A 17,785-nucleotide genomic window follows, 5' to 3' on the forward strand; every position below is an offset into this window, starting at 1 on the left:
GTGATCACCGCCATCGTCTTCGTCAAGGCCGACGTCGCTCGCATCCCCGAGGTCGCGGAGGCCATCGCCGCCCTCGACGGGATCAGCGAGGTCTACTCGGTGACCGGCCAGATCGACCTGATCGCCCTGGTCCGGGTCCGCGACCACGACGACGTCGCGTCCGTGGTGGCCGACAAGCTCAACAAGGTGCCCGGGGTGCAGGCGACCGAGACGCACATCGCGTTCCGCGCCTACTCGAAGCACGACCTCGAGTCGGCGTTCTCGCTCGGTCTCGACTGACGCTCCTCGCCCCTGGCCCGACAGGGTCGGCCAAACGGTCAGACCCCGTGGTCGGCGCGGGTCATCTTCGGCCTCCGGGGGCAGCCGCGACCCCTCATCCCCACCTACGCTCGGGCGACTTCGACCGGTGGAAGCTGGAGGAACGTCGTGCTCGCTCGAGGAGTGCACGCCCGGATCGCCCCTGCGGTGGCGATCCCCCTGTTGTGCCTGACCATCTGCCTGACCATGGTCCTGACCGTCCTGGGCGGCCCGGCCCCCGCTGCGGCCGCGCCGCCGGCACCGACCGGCCTCGCGCCGACGACCGGCGACGTCGTCGACGCGACCCCGGTGCTGAGCTGGGACCGCGTGGCCGGTGCGACGGGCTACGAGGTCGAGGTCTCGACCCGCGACGACTTCGCCACGAAGATCGGCGCGACCATCTCGACGGTCAACCGCCGGGCGACGCCCACCAGCCAGCTGCCGATGTCGGACCTGTACTGGCGGGTCCGGGCGAAGGACGGCAGCGGCACCGGTGCGTGGGCGACCGCGCAGTTCTCGCGCAGCCGGCTCGCCGGTCCGACGCTGCTCGGGCCGCCCGACGGCGACCTGCTCGACCAGCCGGCTGAGCCGGCGGTGCTGCGCTGGGACCCCGTCCCCGGCGCGATCGGCTACAACGTCGAGTTCGACCGCGGCCCGGACGCCGACTGGGTCGACACGATCACCGGCACCACGAAGTCCACGACCTACACGGTCAAGGCGATGGCCAGCGGCGACTGGGCGTGGCGGGTGACCGCCGTCCTCGCGGTGGGCCAGCTGAGCTACCCGTCGGCGTCGCGCACGTTCGTCCTCGGCGACCTGGCAGGCGTCACGGTCACGAGTCCCGCCGACGGCCAGGACCTCGAGGACGTCGTGCTCGACTGGGACCCGGTGCCGGGCGCCCTGCGCTACGAGATCCGGGTGAGCACGGACGACGAGTTCGGCACCAGCAACATCGTGGACGCGCGCACCGTGGAGGGCACGCGCTACTCGCCGGTCAAGACCTACAACGTCGACGACTACTGGTGGCAGGTGCGCGCGATCGACCCGCTCGAGGTCGCGACGCCGTGGGGGGCCGTCCCGATCCACAGCTTCACCCGCACCTGGGACCCGCTGGCGACCATCGCCGGTCACGGCGTCGACCCCAACCCGGCGCCGGACCCCGACGGTGCGCCGCGCCTCGTCTACCCGGCCGACACGCTGTCCCCCGCGGTCACCGGCGACATGTACTTCCAGTGGACCCCGGTGCGGCACGCGACGACGTACCGGCTCGACGTGGGCACGGACGCGGCGTTCTCACCCGGCACGTTCCGGACCTGCTTCACCTCGCACACGACGTTCGTCCCGAGCACCGCCACCACCGGCCAGTGCCTACCGGGTCTCAACACCGCCCTGTACTGGCGGGTGAAGGCCGTGGACGAGCCGGCGAACGTGCAGGGCTACTACTCGCCGATCCGGCGGTTCGTCTACAGCAGGGAGCAGGTCCACCTCAGCGCGCCCGCCGACCACGCGACGGTCGACGTCCCTACGCTGACCTGGGACCCGGTCGCCGGCGCCGAGAAGTACGCCGTGACCGTCACCGCCAGCACCGGTGCGGAGTACACGAAGACGACGTTCTCGACGTCGTGGACCGTCCAGGACGAGCTGGACCCGGTCGACGGCCCGTTCGAGTGGAGGGTGCGGGCGGTCGGCCACGACAACGTCACGACGCCCGCCACCATCGTCGGTGGGTCCCGGACGTTCTTCCTCAGCGGCAGCGACCCGACCGTCGCTGCGGCTCCGCTGGCCCCGTTGGACCAGGACGCCGGACCCACGGCCCGGTTCCCCGCCCTGTCCTGGGCGCCGATGCCCGGCGCCGCGACGTACCGGCTGTGGGTCGGGACCGCCGGGACCGGCACCTTCGGCCAGGTCGACGGCGACTTCGCCTACCCGGCGGGCACCGACGCCAGCAGCAAGCGGATCGCCGCGGGCAGCTACGAGTGGTTCGTCCAGGCGCTCGACGAGGACGACCACCTGATCGGCACCGGCACGACCCTCGGCTCGTTCACGGTCACCGACCTCCCCACGGTCACCGGTCAGCAGGTCGCCCTGGGCGGGACCAGCCTCGACGCGGGCGGCACCTGCTCCTACGGCCTGCTCGACGCGCCCGCCCGGATCTGCCCGGCCATCCCCGGCACGCCGGTCCTGGACTGGCAGCCCGACGCCGACGTCGCCTACTACCTCGTCTACGTGTCGCGGGACCGGAACTTCCAGAACATGGTCTACGGCAGCTACTCCGACTCCACGACGCTGCCCTGGACGGGCAGCACCCGGTGGATCAACGTCGCGACCCTGCCGGAGAGCCAGGCCGGCACGGCCTACTACTGGTACATCCGGCCGTGCAAGGCCATGGGCGTCTGCGCCCCGGACCCCCTCCAGGCCAACCACGCCTTCGAGAAGCGCTCCGCCCAGGTGGTCACGGACCCGGTCACGGAGACGGCCGACGACATCACCTTCTCGTGGCGCGACTACCTCACGACCAACGAGGCGGCGCCGCCGCACGCCGTCACCGGTGAGCGCCCCGGCCAGGAGGCCCGCACCTACCAGCTCCAGGTGTCGCTGACCAACAGCTTCGACCACGTCATCGACGACGTCGAGGTCGACCAGCCGACCTACACGGCGTTCAGCCAGCTCTACCCCGAGGGCACGCTCTACTGGCGGGTCCGCGCGTACGACGGGGACGACCGCAACCTGCCCTGGAGCGACACCCGGACCTTCCTGAAGGCCTCGCCCCGGCCGGCTCCGATCGCCCCGACCGGCACGGTGGCGATGACCGAGGCGCTCCGCTGGACCACGACCCCGTTCGCGGTGGCGTACGACGTCGAGGTCTACAAGCAGGCCGACACCACCGCGTCGTCGGTCAACCGGGTCGTCGACGAGCAGGTCAGTGTCGCCGCCCTGGCTCCGTTGACGCCGCTGCCCTCCGCCACGGACTACGTGTGGCGGGTGCGCCAGGTCGACGACAGCGGCAATCCCGGCGCCTGGAGCGACTGGGGCTCGTACCGCCTCCAGGGCGTCGCCCCCACCCTCGACCTACCGGCCGCCGGTGCCGCCACCCCGACCGCAGACACCCTCTTCACCTGGCACGCCGTGCCGGGCGCCTCGACGTACCGGTTCGAGCGGCGCGAGCCCGGCACCGGCACCGTGCGCGAGACCGTGTCGACCGCGGCACTGGCGTGGGCCCCGACCTCCAAGATCGCCGCAGGCGCGTGGCAGTGGCGGGTCACCGCCCTGGACGCCGGCGGTGCGGTCGTCCTGTCGTCCGCGTGGCGCGACGTCACCGTCCAGGGCGGCCCGGTGGCGAGCGCCGCCCCGGTCATCACGGGCTCCGGCACGGTGGGCGAGCTCCTGCACGCGACCGCACCGACCTGGGACCTCCCGGACGTCGTCACGACGTACCAGTGGCTGCGCAACGGCGCGCCGATCTCCGCGGCGGACGGCGTCGACTACGAGGTGATCGCGGCCGACGTCGGCAAGAGCATCTCGGTCCGCGCGACCGGCGCCCGTGCCGGCTACGACCCGACCGTCGCCACCAGCAACGCGATCACCGGCGTGCTCGGCCCGACGGCGTCCGCGGTGACTCCCCCGCTGCTGGACGGCTCCGGCCAGGTCGGCACCACGCTGGTCGGCACCCTGCCCACCTGGGACCAGGCGCTGGTGACGACGTCGTACCGCTGGCTGCGCGACGGCGCGGCCGCCGGCTCGAGCTCGCTGACGTACGCCGTGCGCGACTCCGACCTCGGCAAGACGATCGTGCTGGAGGTGACGGGGCGCAAGACCGGCTACCTGGACGCCGTGGTCACCAGCGCCGCCGTCGTCGTGACCGCCGGGGCGGCGGTGGCTCCGACGATCGCCCCGACCCTGACCGGCACGGCGAAGGTCGGCCAGCGGCTGACCGTGCACACCGGGACCTGGGGCTCGGGCATCCGGTTCACCTACCAGTGGTTGCGCAGCGGCAGCCCGATCAGCGGCGCCACGGCCAACGCGTACACCCCGGTCGCGGCCGATGCCACCCGGGCGATCAGCGTCGCCGTCACCGGCACCCGGACCGGCTACGACAGCGGCACCGTGACCACGGCGGCCGTGACCGTCGCGCGGATGACCTCCACGACCAAGATCTCCGTGCCCGCCTCGGTCACGGCGCGGGCGGGGCGCCGGGCGAAGGTCCGCGCAACCGTCACGGTCCTGGTCGCCGGGTGGTCCTCCCCGACCGGTCAGGTCCGCGTGCTCGACGGCAAGAGGGTGATCGCGAGGGGCAAGCTGCGCAGCAACGGCACGGTGAGGCTCACCCTCAAGGGGCTGCGGAAGGGCAACCACCGGCTGGTCGCGACGTACGACGGCACGACGGCTGCCGCACGCAGCAGGTCGGCGGTGCGGGCGCTGCGGGTCACCTGACCCGACGGGTCGCTCAGCCCGCGGAGGCGGCGACCCAGCGCTCGAGCGTCGCCCGGGCGGCGCCGGAGTCGACGGCCTCGGTCGCGCGGACCAGGCCGGCGGCCAGCGCCGCCTGCGGGTCCTCGGCCGGGGTGTCGTGGACCGCGAGGGCGGCGGCCGCGTTGAGCAGCACGGCGTCGCGGACCGCACCGGTCTCGCCGTCGAGCAGCCGGCGTACGACGTCCGCGTTGTGGGCGGCGTCGCCACCACGCAACGCCTCGGTGGTCCCGCGGGCGATGCCGAGCGCGACCGGGTCGACGGTCGACTCCGTCACCCGGCCCTCGTGCACGCGCCAGACCCGTGAGGTCGCGGTCGTGGTCAGCTCGTCGAGCCCGTCGTCCCCCCGGAAGACCCACGCGTCGACGCCGCGGCCCGCGAACACGCCCGCCATCACCGGCGCCTGGCCGAGGTTGGCGCAGCCGATCGCCTGGGCGCCCGCCTTGGCGGGATTGGTGAGCGGGCCGAGCAGGTTGAACGTGGTGCCGATGCCGAGCTCGCGGCGCGCAACGGCGGCGTGCCGCATCGCCGGGTGGAAGGTCGCTGCGAAGCAGAACGTGATGCCGGCCTGCTCGGCGACCTCGGCGACCCGCGCGGGCGGCAGGTCGAGACGGATGCCGAGCTGCTCGAGCACGTCGGCGGAGCCGGACTTCGATGACGCGGAGCGGTTGCCGTGCTTCACGACCCGCGCGCCGGCGCCGGCCGCGACGATCGCGGCCATCGTCGAGATGTTGACCGACATCGAGCGGTCCCCGCCCGTGCCGACGATGTCGAGCAGACGCCCGGGGATCGTCAGCGGCGTCGCCACGGCGTACATCGCGTCGACGAGGCCGAGGACCTCCTCGATCGTCTCGCCCTTGGCGCGCAGCGCGACGGCGAAGCCCGCGATCTGGGCGGGCGTCGCCTCGCCCGACAGCAGCTCGCCCATCGCCCAGGCGGCCTGCTCGGCGCTCAGGTCCGCGCCGGCGACGAGCGCGCCCAGGACCTCGGGCCAGCTCGTTGGGGTGTTCACGTGCTGGCGGGCACGCGCGAGCGCAGCAGCGACACGACGGTCTCGGCCAGCTGGATCGGGTCCAGCGGGTGCGGGACGGCGCCCTCGGCCCGGGACCAGGTGGCCAGCCAGGCGTCCTGTGGGCGCCCGGTCAGCACGACGACCGGCGGGCACTGGTAGATCTCGTCCTTGAGCTGCTTCGCGATGCCCATGCCGCCTGCCGGCACGGCCTCGCCGTCGAGGATCGCGAGGTCGATGGTGCCGGAGTCCATGTTCTGGATGACGACCGGCTCCGTGGCCACCTCGACGTACTCGAGCTCGGGCAGGTCGGGGTGCGGCCGACGGCCGAGCGCCAGGATGACCTGCTGGCGGGTGTTGACGTCGTCGCTGTAGACGAGCACCCGCAGGGGCTCGGTCCGGGAGGTCGAGTCGCTCACGTCCGCGATGCTACCGGTCACCGTCGGCGCCCGGTGCGGATGCCGCCCGTTCCTGGGCAGCGCGTTGCTCCCGCGCCTCGAGCAGGTCCAGGCGGCGGTCCTCCCGCTTGGCCTCCTGCATCGACTGCCGCACCCACTGGGTGAACAGCACCCCGAAGAGGATCAGGGCGACCAGGTCGCCCGAGCCCCACAGGATGCCGCCCGCGAGGTGCTGGTCGTCGAGCGGCGCCGGCAGCCACGAGCCCATCGGGCCGTCGTGCAGGGCGCGGTAGTGGTCGCCGCCGATGACGTCCTCCTCGGACATGATCGTGACGCCGAGGAAGGCGTGGAACGGCAGCGTGAGGACGACGAGCAGCATCCGGAACGGGTAGCCGACCTTGCCGGGGATCGGGTCGACGCCGACGATCGGCCAGAAGAAGAGGCAGCCGACCAGGACCAGGTGGATGTGCATCATCTCGTGCAGGTACGTCGAGTCGAGGGTGGCCGGGTACCAGCCGGAGAAGTAGAGCGCCCACGGCGACACGATGTAGAGCAGGAGCGTCAGCGGCGGGAACGTGAGCACCTTCGCGACCCGCGAGTGCAGCACTGCCAGCAGCCAGCGCCGCGGGGGGGCGGGCAGCGTGCGCAGCGCGAGCGTGACCGGGGCGCCCAGCGCGAGCGCCATCGGCACCAGCATCGACAGGATCATGTGCTGGACCATGTGCACGCTGATCAAGGTGTCGTCGTAGGTGCCGAGCCCGGACGCCGTCGCGAAGTAGAAGAAGCCCATCCCGACGGGCACGAAGGCGATCGTGCGACCGACCGGCCAGCGGTCGCCGCGGCGGTGCAGGGTCACGACTCCCCAGATGTAGAGACCGGCCACCCAGGCGGTCAGGATGAACGCCACCGGCTGGAGCGACCAGCCGGTGAAGACGGTCCCGAGGGTGAACCGAGGGAGGTTCTCGGCGGTGTCGAGAGCGGTCACGACCGCGGGAAACAGCACGTTGTGAACTTTATGACGGCGAAACGCAGGGGGTCGGGGTGCCCTCCCCCTCGGGTCACGACATAATGACGTCGTGGCGACAGCAACAGCGATCCCAGCCTCCCGTCTGCACGGGCACCACGACCGGCCGAGCATGGTCTCGGTCGGCACGATCATCTGGCTCTCCAGCGAGCTGATGTTCTTCGCGGCCCTGTTCGCGTCGTACTTCACGATCCGAGCAGTCAGCCCGGAGCTGTGGGCTGACAACACGGCGATCCTGAACGTCCCGTTCGCCTCGGTGAACACCACGATCCTGGTGCTGTCGTCGCTGACCTGCCAGCTGGGCGTCTTCGCCGCCGAGCGCGGCCAGGTGGGCCGCGCCGGCTCGGTCTTCAACGTCAAGGGCTGGGGCCTGCGCGAGTGGTTCGTGCTCACCTACGTGATGGGCGCGATCTTCATCGCCGGCCAGGCCACCGAGTACGCCTCGCTCGTCAAGGAGGGCGTCACGATCCAGGACTCGGCCTACGGGACGATGTTCTACCTGACCACCGGCTTCCACGGCCTGCACGTGACCGGCGGTCTGATCGCCTTCCTCTTCGTCCTGGGCCGCACGTTCGTGGCCCGCAAGTTCACCCACGAGCAGGCGGTGAGCGCCATCGTCGTGTCGTACTACTGGCACTTCGTCGACGTGGTGTGGATCGGGCTGTTCGCCACGATCTACCTCGTCAAGTAGCCCCGAGCCGACCGACCAACGCAAGGACTCAATGTGCGTCTCCTGAATCGATCCGCAGGTCGACTCTCGCGGCACCGCCGTGGCCCGCTGGCGAGCGTGCTCGTGATCATCGCGGGCCTGCTGCTGACCGGCGGCATCTTCACCGCCGTCGTCAACACCACCGCCCAGGCCGACTCCACGTCGTCCAACGAGGAGCTGGTGGCCCAGGGCCGCGACCTCTTCCTGGTGAGCTGCTCCTTCTGCCACGGCCAGAACGGCGAGGGCATCCGCAGCGAGAACGGCAACCAGATCGGCCCGCCGCTGGTCGGCGTGGGCGCCGCCGCGGTCGACTTCCAGGTCGGCACCGGCCGGATGCCGCTGGCCCAGCCGGGCGCGCAGGACCAGGTCAAGCCCGTCGCCTTCGACGACGACGAGATCGCCGCCCTCGCGGCGTACGTCGCCTCGCTGGGCCCCGGCCCGGCCATCCCCGACGAGAGCGACTACAGCATCGAGGGGCTCTCCGACAAGGAGCGCGAGGCCGCGATCTCCCGCGGCGGCCAGATCTTCCTCACCAACTGCACGGCGTGCCACAACTTCCAGGGCTCGGGCGGCGCGATGCCGCACGGCGGCAAGGCCCCGAGCCTGTCCGAGACCAGCCCGCGGCACATCTACGAAGCCATGCTCACCGGCCCTGGCCAGATGGACAGCTTCTCCAACGGCAACCTGTCGCCCGACGAGAAGCGCGACGTGATCGCCTACCTGGTGTCGCTGCGTGACATGCCCGAGTACGGCGGCTTCGGTCTCGGCGGGCTCGGACCCGTCGTCGAGGGCCTCGCGGCCTGGCTGGTCGGCCTCGGCCTGCTGGTCGGCGCGGCCGTCTGGATCGCAGCGCACACGACCCGCACGAGCAAGAAGAAGGTGGACGCGTGAGCACCCCGCCCCCCGTCGACAGCCACGACGAGCCGGTCGACGAGAACCTGCCAGCACGGGACGACCTGTTCGCGAACCCGGGCCTCCACGAGCACCAGTGGCGTCCCACGGACGTGGACCCGAAGGCGGAGAAGCGCGCGGAGCGCCAGGTCGCCGCGCTGTTCTCCCTGTCGGCGATCTGCACGGTCCTGCTGCTCGTCTCGTACTTCACGATCGACTCGGACGACACCGTCGGCAACCTCGGTGCGCAGAACGTCGCCTTCGGCCTCTGCCTGGCCGGCGCCCTGCTCGGCATCGGCATCGGCATCATCCAGTGGGCCCGCAAGCTGATGGCCGACGTCGAGATCGTCGAGTACCGGCACCCGGCGTCGTCCTCCGACGAGGACCGCGCGGCCACCATCCAGGCGCTCAACGACGGCCTCGAGGAGTCCGGCATCGGCCGGCGTCCCCTGGTGCGCAACTCGCTGCTCGGCGCGGTCGGTCTGCTCGGCCTGCCCGCCATCGTCTTCCTGCGCGACCTCGGCCCGACCAACGCCCAGGTCACCGAGAACCCGCCGTTCCCCGGCTCCGGCCTCGAGCACACGCTGTGGGAGAAGGGCATGCGCGTCGTCCGCGACGTCGTCGGCACCCCGATCAAGCCGGCCGAGGTCGAGGTCGGTGACCTCTTCAACGCCGAGCCCGAGGCGCTCTTCAACGGCGGCGAGGACGGCGAGCCGCTGGAGGGCGTCGCCCTGCAGGTCGGCAAGTCCAAGGGCGCCGTCGTCCTGATCCGGATGGAGCCCGACGAGATCATCCCCGGCAAGGGTCGGGAGAACTGGTCCGTCGAGGGCATCGTCTGCTACTCCAAGATCTGCACCCACGTCGGGTGCCCGATCTCGCTCAACGAGCGCAAGACGCACCACCTGCTCTGCCCGTGCCACCAGTCGACGTTCGACCTCGCCGACTCCGGCCGCGTGATCTTCGGGCCGGCGGCGCGACCGCTGCCCCAGCTCGCGCTCGCCGTCGACGACGAGGGCTACCTCGTGGCGCAGAGCGACTTCAACGAACCCGTGGGACCGAGCTTCTGGGAGCGTGGCTGATCATGGACACCAGCAAGGTCGCCAACAGCAACACGACGACCGCAGCCACCCCGGCGAAGCCGAGCCGGGCGGCGGCGGCCGCGACCTGGGCCGACGAGCGCCTCGGCATCGCCAGCATGGCGAAGAAGAACCTGCGCAAGGTCTTCCCGGACCACTGGTCCTTCATGCTCGGCGAGATCGCGCTGTGGAGCTTCGTCGTCCTGCTCCTGACCGGTGTCTTCCTGACGCTGTGGTTCACGCCCAGCATGGGCGAGGTCCAGTACAACGGCACCTACGAGCAGCTGCGCGGCGTCCACATGTCCGAGGCCTTCGCCTCGACGCTGCGGATCTCCTTCGACGTACGCGGCGGTCTGCTGATGCGCCAGATGCACCACTGGGCGGCGATGCTCTTCGTCGCCTCGATGATGGTGCACCTGCTGCGCGTCTTCTTCACCGGCGCCTACCGCAAGCCGCGTGAGCTCAACTGGGTCATCGGCTCGCTGCTGCTGCTCCTCGGCACGCTCGAGGGCTTCACCGGCTACTCGCTGCCCGACGACCTGCTCTCCGGCACCGGCATCCGCGCCGCGGACGGCTTCATCAAGGCCAGCCCGGTGGTCGGCACGTACATGTCGTTCTTCCTCTTCGGAGGCGAGTTCCCGGGCGAGTCGATCATCCCGCGGCTCTACACGATCCACGTCCTGCTGATCCCGGGCCTGCTGCTGGCCCTGATCGCGGCGCACATGCTGCTGCTCGTCTACCACAAGCACACCCAGTGGCCCGGGCCCGGTCGCACCGAGAAGAACGTCGTGGGCTTCCCGATGCTCCCGGTGTACGCCGCCAAGGCCGGTGGCTTCTTCTTCATCGTGTTCGGCGTGACCGCGCTGCTCGGCGGCCTGCTGTCGATCAACCCGGTGTGGAAGTACGGCCCCTACGACCCGTCCAAGGTGACCGCGGGCTCCCAGCCCGACTGGTACATGGGCTGGCCGGACGGCGCGCTGCGCATCATGCCCGGCCTCGAGACCCACATCTGGGGCTACACGATCAGCTGGAACGTCATGCTCCCGATCCTGGTGCTGCCGCTCCTGATGTTCACGATCCTGATGCTGCTGCCCTTCATCGACGCCTGGATCACCGGCGACAAGCGTGAGCACCACCTGCTGGAGCGCCCGCGCAACGCGCCGACCCGGACGGCCCTGATGGTCGCCCTGATGACGATGTACGGCCTCTTCTGGATCGCCGGCGGCAACGACATCATCGCGATCAAGCTGCACTCGTCGATCAACCAGATCACCTACTTCCTGCGGATGGCCGTCTTCGTCGGCCCGGTGATCGCGTTCCTCATCACGAGGCGCTGGTGCATCGCACTGCAGCGCAAGGACAACGAGACGCTGCTGCACGGCTACGAGACCGGCATCATCATGCGCTCCCCCGAGGGCGGCTACACGGAGCGGCACCTGCCGCTCCCGGAGTCGCGGGCCTACACGCTCACCGCGCGCGAGCGCGACCCGAGCATCAACGGCGGCCCGGAGGGCACCGACGCCAACGGCATCCCCGCCCCCGACGCGGGACGCCTGGCCGGCTTCCGGCACCGGGTCCGCACGCTGTGGTACGCCGACAACGTGCAGAAGCCCACCGTGGCGGAGCTCGAGGAGGGTCACCACCACGCGGAGCACGAGCACGAGCTCCAGGAGGGCGTCGAGGGCCACGCTGCCGACGGCCACCAGTTCGACGGCCACCACCTGGTCGAGGACGAGACGCTCGGCAGGCACTGAGCACGACGTACGCCACGAAGGCCGCCCCACTCCCCCAGGAGTCGGGCGGCCTTCGTGCTGGTGCGTGCTCGTCACGGGACGTCATACGGCGGGAGCAACCGGATGCTCCGTCCGTATGACGTCCCGGGCCACCCCGCGAGCGACGTTCGTGCTTGTCGTCCCTCGCCACGCGGGTCTAACCTCGATGGATCGATCTCCTCACGGAGTGTGCGGCATGGACCAGCAACGGATCCCGGGCGTCGTCGACGCAGGCCTGTCCCCCATCAGCGAGCGCGCCTACGGCACGCTCACCGCGATCGCGGTGCTGGTCGCCACGCTTGCGATCGTGCTCGTCGCGCAGTGGCGCTAGCCCTGTCCGCCGGTCACCAGCTCTGCGGTTGGTGACCAAACGTCGCGCCAGGTCGCGTCGCATCGGGCAGCGCCGCCGGCTCTCGACACGCGCCTTCTGACCTCGCAAGCTCGGTCACCAGCTCTGCGGTTGGTGACCAAACGTGTGGTGGGAGCGCTCCGAATCTGCGGTTGGTGACCAAACGTCGCGCCAGACGTCGCGTCGCATCGGACCGCAGCGACGCGGATCAGCTGAGCGCTGAGCCCTGCTTGAACTCCTTGAACGACTCGTTCCAGTCGCCGTAGCCGTTGTCGAAGGTCATCGGGCGGTCGGTGCCGGTGTACTCGACCACGTCGCCGCGCCGGCTCATGTCGTAGAGCCACTTCGCGTTGGCGGTGCTCATGCCGGTGCAGCCGTGGGAGACGTTGGCGTAGCCCTGGGAGCCGACCGACCACGGGGCGGCGTGGATGAACTCGCCGGAGTAGGTCAGGCGCATCGCCCATTGCACGTTGTCGAGGTCGTAGGCCTCGGAGCCGGTGATGCCGACGGTCTCGGAGTTCATCCGCTTGCTGGGGAACTTCTCGATGATGACCTTGGTGCCCGAGCGGGTCGTGAACCCGGCCTTGCCCGTGGTGATCGGCAGCGTGCGCAGGAGCTTGCCGTTGGAGAAGACCTTCATCTGGTGGGTCTGCGCGTTCACCTTGTAGATGTGCGCCTCGCCGACGTGGAAGTCGAGCTCGCGGCTCTCCTGGCCGTAGATGCCGCCGCCGGCCGGGACGCTGTTGACGTCGACGTCCACGTGGACGTCGGTGCCGGCCTTCCAGTAGGTCTTCGGGCGCCAGTGCGCCTCGGTGTCGCTGAGCCAGTGCCACGCGCCCGGCTGGGCCGGCGTCGAGGTCACAGTCATGTGCTTCTGGAACGACGCCCGGTCGGTCACGGGCACGTCGAAGGTGACGATCACCGGCATGCCGACGCCGACGGTCTCGTCGGCCAGCGGGGCCACCGACGGGTAGGTCTGCTGGTCGAGGCTCAGGTCCTGGGTCGCGAAGCGGGCGGTCTTGGTGACCTGCTTGCCATCCTCGCGCTCCGCGGTCGTGCGCACGACGTACGACGTGCCCGGCTCGAGGCGGTCGGTCGCCTGCCATGCCGCGCCGTCGGCCGAGACCTTGCCGGCCAGCGTGCCGGCGTCCGAGGACGCGTCGACCGACGTGATGGTGCCGCCGTCGGCGGCCACCGCCAGCTCGGTGTCGACCGGGACGTCCGTGGCGCCGCGCTTGACGTTGAGGGCCACGTGCAGCGGCGCGACCGTGGGGGTCGCCGACTCGCTGGAGTCACCCGCGAGCGCGGAGGCGCCGGGCACGTCCTTGCTGTCGCAGGCGGTCAGGGCGAGCCCGGCGAGGATCAGGGCCGCGGTCGCCGCCAGTGGGCGGAGGCCTCGGTCGGACATGCTGGAACTCCCCCTGTGACGGCTGCGCGTGGACCCTTCCAGCGTAACCGCCGACTCCAGCCCCGCCCATTCGGCGCGGCGGCGAGCCCCCGGGTGTGTGATCAGGTCGTGCTCAGTGCGCGTGGACGCCGCGGTAGTACTCGAAGATCCACCCGATCAGCGCCATCGCGCCGAGCAGCACGCCGATGATGAAGAGCCACCAGGCGCCGGCGGCGATCCCGAAGACGCACACACCGAGCGTCAGGGAGCACCACAGCGGCCACCAGGAGTACGGCGGGAAGAAGCCCAGCTCACCGGCGCCGTCGGCGATCTCGCCGTCCTTGCGGTCCTCCGGACGCGGGTCCATGTTCTTCGCGTGGAAGCCGAGGTAGAGCGTCACCATCAGCGTCAGCAGCGTCGTCATGGTCAGCGCCGAGGTGCCGGTCCAGTCGCTCGTGATGAACCAGTACGCCGGGCTCACCAGCACCAGGAAGATCGTGCAGATCGCGAAGACCCAGGCCTCGGACTTCATCAGGCGTCGCCCTTCGGCTCGTCGTTGCGGTCGCGCAGCATCTCCTCGCGACCCTCCATGTCAGGGGCGTCGGCGGTGTCTCCGTCGCGCGCGGCCTCGTTCTCCTCGAGCTCGATCGCCGCCACCTCCGGGTGGTGCAGGTCGAACGCGGGCGACTCCGAGCGGATCCGCGGGATGGTGACGAAGTTGTGGCGCGGCGGCGGGCAGCTGGTGGCCCACTCGAGCGAGCGGCCCCAGCCCCACGGGTCGTCGGTGTTGACCAGCGGAGCGCGGCGCGACACGTAGACGTTGTAGAGGAACGGCAGCGTCGACGCGCCCAGCAGGAAGGCGCCGATCGTGGACACCTGGTTGAGCGTCTCGAACCCGTCGGACGGCAGGTAGTCGGCGTACCGACGCGGCATGCCCTCGACGCCGACCCAGTGCTGCACGAGGAAGGTCGTGTGGAAGCCGATGAAGAGCAGCCAGAAGTGCAGCTTGCCGAGCCGCTCGTCGAGCATCCGGCCGGTCATCTTGGGCCACCAGAAGTAGAAGCCCGCGAACATCGCGAACACCACGGTGCCGAAGACGACGTAGTGGAAGTGCGCGACCACGAAGTAGGAGTCGGACACGTGGAAGTCCAGCGGCGGGCTGGCCAGGATGATGCCGGTCAGGCCACCGAAGAGGAAGGTCGTGAGGAAGCCGATCGACCACAGCATGGGCGTGTCGAACGATATGGACCCGCCCCACATGGTGCCGATCCAGTTGAAGAACTTCACGCCTGTCGGGATGGCGATCAGGAACGTCATGCCGGAGAAGAACGGCAGGTCGACCGCGCCGGTGACGAACATGTGGTGCGCCCACACGGCGACGGACAGGATCGCGATGCCGAGGGTCGCGCCGACCAGGCCGACGTAGCCGAAGATCGGCTTGCGGCTGAAGACCGGGAGGATCTCGGTGATGATGCCGAAGAACGGCAGCGCGATGATGTAGACCTCGGGGTGCCCGAAGAACCAGAACAGGTGCTGCCACAGGATCGCGCCGCCGTGGGCGGTGTCGAAGACGTGGGCCCCGAGCTGACGGTCGGCCTCCAGGGAGAGCAGCGCGCCGGCGAGCACCGGGAAGGCGATCAGCACGAGCAGGCTGGTGACCAGCGTGTTCCACACGAAGATCGGCATCCGGAACATCGTCATGCCGGGTGCGCGCATGCAGATGATCGTGGTGATGAAGTTGACGGCACCGAGGATGGTGCCGAGACCGGCCATCCACAGACCCATGATCCACAGGTCACCGCCGACCCCGGGCGAGCGCACGGCGTCGGAGAGCGGCGTGTAGGCGAACCAGCCGAAGTCGGCCGCGCCCTGCGGGGTGAGGAAGCCCGAGGCGGCGATCAGGCCGCCGAAGAGGAAGAGCCAGTAGCTGAACATGTTCAGCCGCGGGAACGCCACGTCCGGCGAGCCGATCTGCAGCGGCATGATCACGTTGCCGAAGCCGAAGAACAGCGGCGTCGCGAAGAGCAGCAGCATGATCGTGCCGTGCATGGTGAAGAGCTGGTTGTAGAGCTCGTCGTTGACGACCTGCATGCCCGGGTAGGCGAGCTCGGAGCGGATCAGCATCGCCATCAGGCCGCCGACCAGGAACCAGGCGAACGACGTGCCCAGGTAGAGCTTGCCGATCAGCTTGTGGTCGGTCGTCGTCAGGATCGTCGCGAGCATCTGCCCCAGGGGCTTGCGCGTCGAGACGACCGTGCTGGTGGGTTGTGCGGACGTGGCGGTCACTCCGCCCCCTCCTCGGACTCGTCACCGGACGCGAGCCCGGCCTGGGTGCTGGCAAAGTCGCCGCCGAGCAGCGGCGTGTCGGACGTGGCTCCCTCGTCCTGGAGCTGCTGCAGGTGCGCCTCGTACTCCTCCTTGGTCACGACCTTGACCTTGAAGAGCATCCGCGAGTGGTAGACGCCGCAGAGCTCGTAGCACTTGCCGTCGAACTCACCGGTGCGGGTGGGCGTGATCGCGTAGTGGTTGACCCGGCCCGGGACGACGTCCATCTTCATGAGGAAGCCCGGGATACCGAAGTCGTGGATGACGTCGGGCGAGTGCAGGTTGAAGCGCGTGGTCTCGCCCACCGGCAGGTAGAGCGTCGGGATGTCCGAGCCGGTGCCGGAGTCGTGGACGTACGACGTGTACGGGAACTCGGTCGAGTTGGGGGTGACCTCGCAGTCGCCCTTCTCGCCGATGCCGTAGTTGAAGGTCCAGGACCACTGCTGGCCGACGATCTCCATGCAGTTGTCGTTGGGACGGTCCTCGTCGAGGACGTAGTTCTGGGTCTTGACCGTGTGCGCGAAGAACACGATGACCATCAGGACCGGAGCGATCGTGTAGAAGATCTCGAGCGGCAGGTTGTAGCGCGTCTGCACCGGGATCTCGTCGTCGCTGCGACGGCGGAAGCGCCAGATTGCGTAGAAGATCAGGCCCCAGACGATGACGCCGGTGATCAGCGCGGCGATCCAGGCGCCCTGCCACAGGTTCAGGATGCGCTCGCCCTGCTCCGACGCCGGGTCGGGCATCGCGAAGCGCTCCCACTCGCCCTTCGTCTCCGACGAGCAGCCACCGAGCACCAGGACACTGATACCCACAGCGGCTAGGGCTGCCACGCGACGGATGGTCGCCGGCTTCCCGGCCGTACGCCTGGGGAGTTGCAGACCCACGAACGAGCCCCTCTCTCAACGATCACGGACAGGTCGAACACTATCTGAATCGCACCCCCAATGAGCCGCTGGGGTGCCGGTAGACCCTGCAATAGGTTGGGGGTGTGAGAAAAGCCGCGGCCTACCTGGACTCGGCGTCGTCGGAGCCGTTGCACCCAGCGGCGCGCGAGACCCTGCTGGCGGCGTACGACCGGGGGTACGCCGATCCGCGCCGGCTCCACGGTCCCGGCCGCGACGCCCGCCTGCTCCTCGACAACGCGAGAGCCGTGGTGGCGGAGTGCCTGGAGGTGCGACCCGACGAGGTCACCTTCACCGCCTCGGGCACCGAGGCCGTGCACCGCGGCCTCCTCGGGCTCCGGCGTGTCGGGCCGGTGGCGTACGCCGCCGTCGAGCACTCGTCGGTCGTGCACGCCGCGACCTGGGCGGGCGACGCGGTCGAGATCCCGGTCGACCGGCTCGGTCGGGTCGACGCCTCGGCGGTCCCTGCCGACGTGGGGGTCGTCGCCGTGCAGAGCGCCAACCACGAGGTCGGGACCCTCCAACCGGTCGCGGACCTCGACCGCGACGCGCCTCTCTTCGTCGATGCCTGCGCCTCGATGGGGCGCCTCCCGCTCCCCCACGGCTGGGACGCGCTCGCGGGCTCCGCCCACAAGTGGGGCGGGCCGGCGGGCGTGGGCGTCCTGGTGGTCCGCAAGGGCGCCCGCTGGGTCAACCCGTTCCCCGGCGACGACCGCATCGACGAGCGGTCGAGCGGGTTCGAGAACGTGCCGGCGGCGCTGGCAGCGGCGGCGGCGCTCCGGGCGGTGGTCGAGGAGCGTGCCGAGGTCGGCGCGCGCCAGCGCGCGCTCGTCGACCGGATCCGCCGGGCCGCCGCCGAGATCCCCGACGTCGAGGTCGTCGGGGACCCGGTCGAGCGGCTGCCCCACCTGGTGACCTTCTCGTGCCTCTACGTCGACGGCGAGGCGCTCGTGACCGAGCTGGACCGCCGCGGGTACGGCGTCGCGAGCGGCTCGGCCTGCACCGCGTCGACGCTCACCCCCAGCCGGGTGCTCGAGGCGATGGGCGTGCTCACCCACGGCAACGTGCGGGTCTCCCTGACCCGCGACACGTCCGAGGCCGACGTCGACGGCCTCCTGACCGAGCTGCCCGGGGTGGTCCGCGAGATCCGGGCCCGGGTGGGCCTGTGAACACCCC

At 70.5% G+C, this 17,785-nt stretch carries 15 protein-coding genes; 8 read left to right on the forward strand and 7 right to left on the reverse strand.

What is annotated here, in order from left to right; all coding sequences use genetic code 11:
* Positions 1 to 279, forward strand: coding sequence for an Lrp/AsnC family transcriptional regulator (locus ASC77_RS03710; protein ID WP_056148919.1), 279 nt, complete (start codon positions 1 to 3; stop codon positions 277 to 279).
* A gap of 147 nt (positions 280 to 426) precedes the next feature.
* Positions 427 to 4,728: an Ig-like domain repeat protein gene (locus tag ASC77_RS03715; protein WP_156390902.1), complete on the forward strand. Its 4,302-nt coding sequence runs from the start codon at positions 427 to 429 to the stop codon at positions 4,726 to 4,728.
* Positions 4,729 to 4,741: 13 nt separating this feature from the next.
* Here the strand turns inward: ASC77_RS03715 and trpD are convergent, their stop codons facing one another.
* From trpD to ASC77_RS03730, 3 genes are read right to left on the reverse strand one after another with little or no spacing between them, the layout of a single operon-like run.
* Positions 4,742 to 5,776 (reverse strand): anthranilate phosphoribosyltransferase, encoded by a 1,035-nt coding sequence (trpD, locus tag ASC77_RS03720; RefSeq protein WP_056148923.1) that lies wholly within the window; start codon positions 5,774 to 5,776, stop codon positions 4,742 to 4,744.
* Positions 5,773 to 6,192: a response regulator transcription factor gene (locus ASC77_RS03725; RefSeq protein ID WP_200944879.1), complete on the reverse strand. Its 420-nt coding sequence runs from the start codon at positions 6,190 to 6,192 to the stop codon at positions 5,773 to 5,775. The genes trpD and ASC77_RS03725 overlap by 4 nt, the downstream gene beginning before the upstream one ends.
* Positions 6,193 to 6,202: 10 nt before the next feature.
* Positions 6,203 to 7,174 carry a cytochrome c oxidase assembly protein gene (locus ASC77_RS03730; protein WP_235547434.1) on the reverse strand — a complete coding sequence of 324 codons (972 nt, stop codon included), beginning with the start codon at positions 7,172 to 7,174 and terminating at the stop codon, positions 6,203 to 6,205.
* Positions 7,175 to 7,280: 106 nt separating this feature from the next.
* Between ASC77_RS03730 and ASC77_RS03735 the strand changes: the two genes are divergently transcribed.
* From ASC77_RS03735 to ASC77_RS27685, 5 genes are all read left to right on the forward strand, one after another.
* On the forward strand, positions 7,281 to 7,886 hold the full coding sequence (locus tag ASC77_RS03735) for a heme-copper oxidase subunit III (protein WP_268788398.1): 606 nt from the start codon (positions 7,281 to 7,283) through the stop codon (positions 7,884 to 7,886).
* Between the two features lie 33 nt (positions 7,887 to 7,919).
* Positions 7,920 to 8,795, forward strand: a complete 876-nt coding sequence (locus tag ASC77_RS03740) for a c-type cytochrome (protein WP_056148929.1) — start codon at positions 7,920 to 7,922, stop codon at positions 8,793 to 8,795.
* Positions 8,792 to 9,874 (forward strand): Rieske (2Fe-2S) protein, encoded by a 1,083-nt coding sequence (locus tag ASC77_RS03745; protein WP_082574421.1) that lies wholly within the window; start codon positions 8,792 to 8,794, stop codon positions 9,872 to 9,874. Before ASC77_RS03740 ends, ASC77_RS03745 begins: the two co-directional genes overlap by 4 nt.
* Positions 9,875 to 9,876: 2 nt before the next feature.
* On the forward strand, positions 9,877 to 11,625 hold the full coding sequence (locus ASC77_RS03750; protein ID WP_056148930.1) for a cytochrome b: 1,749 nt from the start codon (positions 9,877 to 9,879) through the stop codon (positions 11,623 to 11,625).
* 214 nt (positions 11,626 to 11,839) lie between these two features.
* On the forward strand, positions 11,840 to 11,974 hold the full coding sequence (locus ASC77_RS27685) for a hypothetical protein (RefSeq protein WP_268788394.1): 135 nt from the start codon (positions 11,840 to 11,842) through the stop codon (positions 11,972 to 11,974).
* Between the two features lie 226 nt (positions 11,975 to 12,200).
* Here the strand turns inward: ASC77_RS27685 and ASC77_RS03755 are convergent, their stop codons facing one another.
* The 4 genes from ASC77_RS03755 to coxB form a co-directional block, all read right to left on the reverse strand.
* Positions 12,201 to 13,400 (reverse strand): L,D-transpeptidase, encoded by a 1,200-nt coding sequence (locus tag ASC77_RS03755; RefSeq protein ID WP_056148932.1) that lies wholly within the window; start codon positions 13,398 to 13,400, stop codon positions 12,201 to 12,203.
* 112 nt (positions 13,401 to 13,512) lie between these two features.
* Positions 13,513 to 13,911 carry a cytochrome c oxidase subunit 4 gene (locus ASC77_RS03760; RefSeq protein ID WP_056148934.1) on the reverse strand — a complete coding sequence of 133 codons (399 nt, stop codon included), beginning with the start codon at positions 13,909 to 13,911 and terminating at the stop codon, positions 13,513 to 13,515.
* A complete protein-coding gene (ctaD, locus tag ASC77_RS03765) occupies positions 13,911 to 15,602 on the reverse strand; it encodes a cytochrome c oxidase subunit I (RefSeq protein ID WP_414813159.1) in 1,692 nt (563 codons plus the stop codon). The genes ASC77_RS03760 and ctaD overlap by 1 nt, the downstream gene beginning before the upstream one ends.
* 59 nt (positions 15,603 to 15,661) lie before the next feature.
* On the reverse strand, positions 15,662 to 16,519 hold the full coding sequence (gene coxB / locus ASC77_RS03770) for a cytochrome c oxidase subunit II (protein ID WP_235547435.1): 858 nt from the start codon (positions 16,517 to 16,519) through the stop codon (positions 15,662 to 15,664).
* A 176-nt stretch (positions 16,520 to 16,695) separates the two neighbouring features.
* On the opposite strand from coxB, the gene ASC77_RS03775 reads away from it, so the two are divergent.
* Positions 16,696 to 17,778 (forward strand): cysteine desulfurase family protein, encoded by a 1,083-nt coding sequence (locus tag ASC77_RS03775; protein WP_056148940.1) that lies wholly within the window; start codon positions 16,696 to 16,698, stop codon positions 17,776 to 17,778.
* The last annotated feature ends 7 nt before the right edge of the window (positions 17,779 to 17,785 follow it).

This window comes from Nocardioides sp. Root1257 (assembly GCF_001425175.1).
Lineage (GTDB): Bacteria > Actinomycetota > Actinomycetes > Propionibacteriales > Nocardioidaceae > Nocardioides.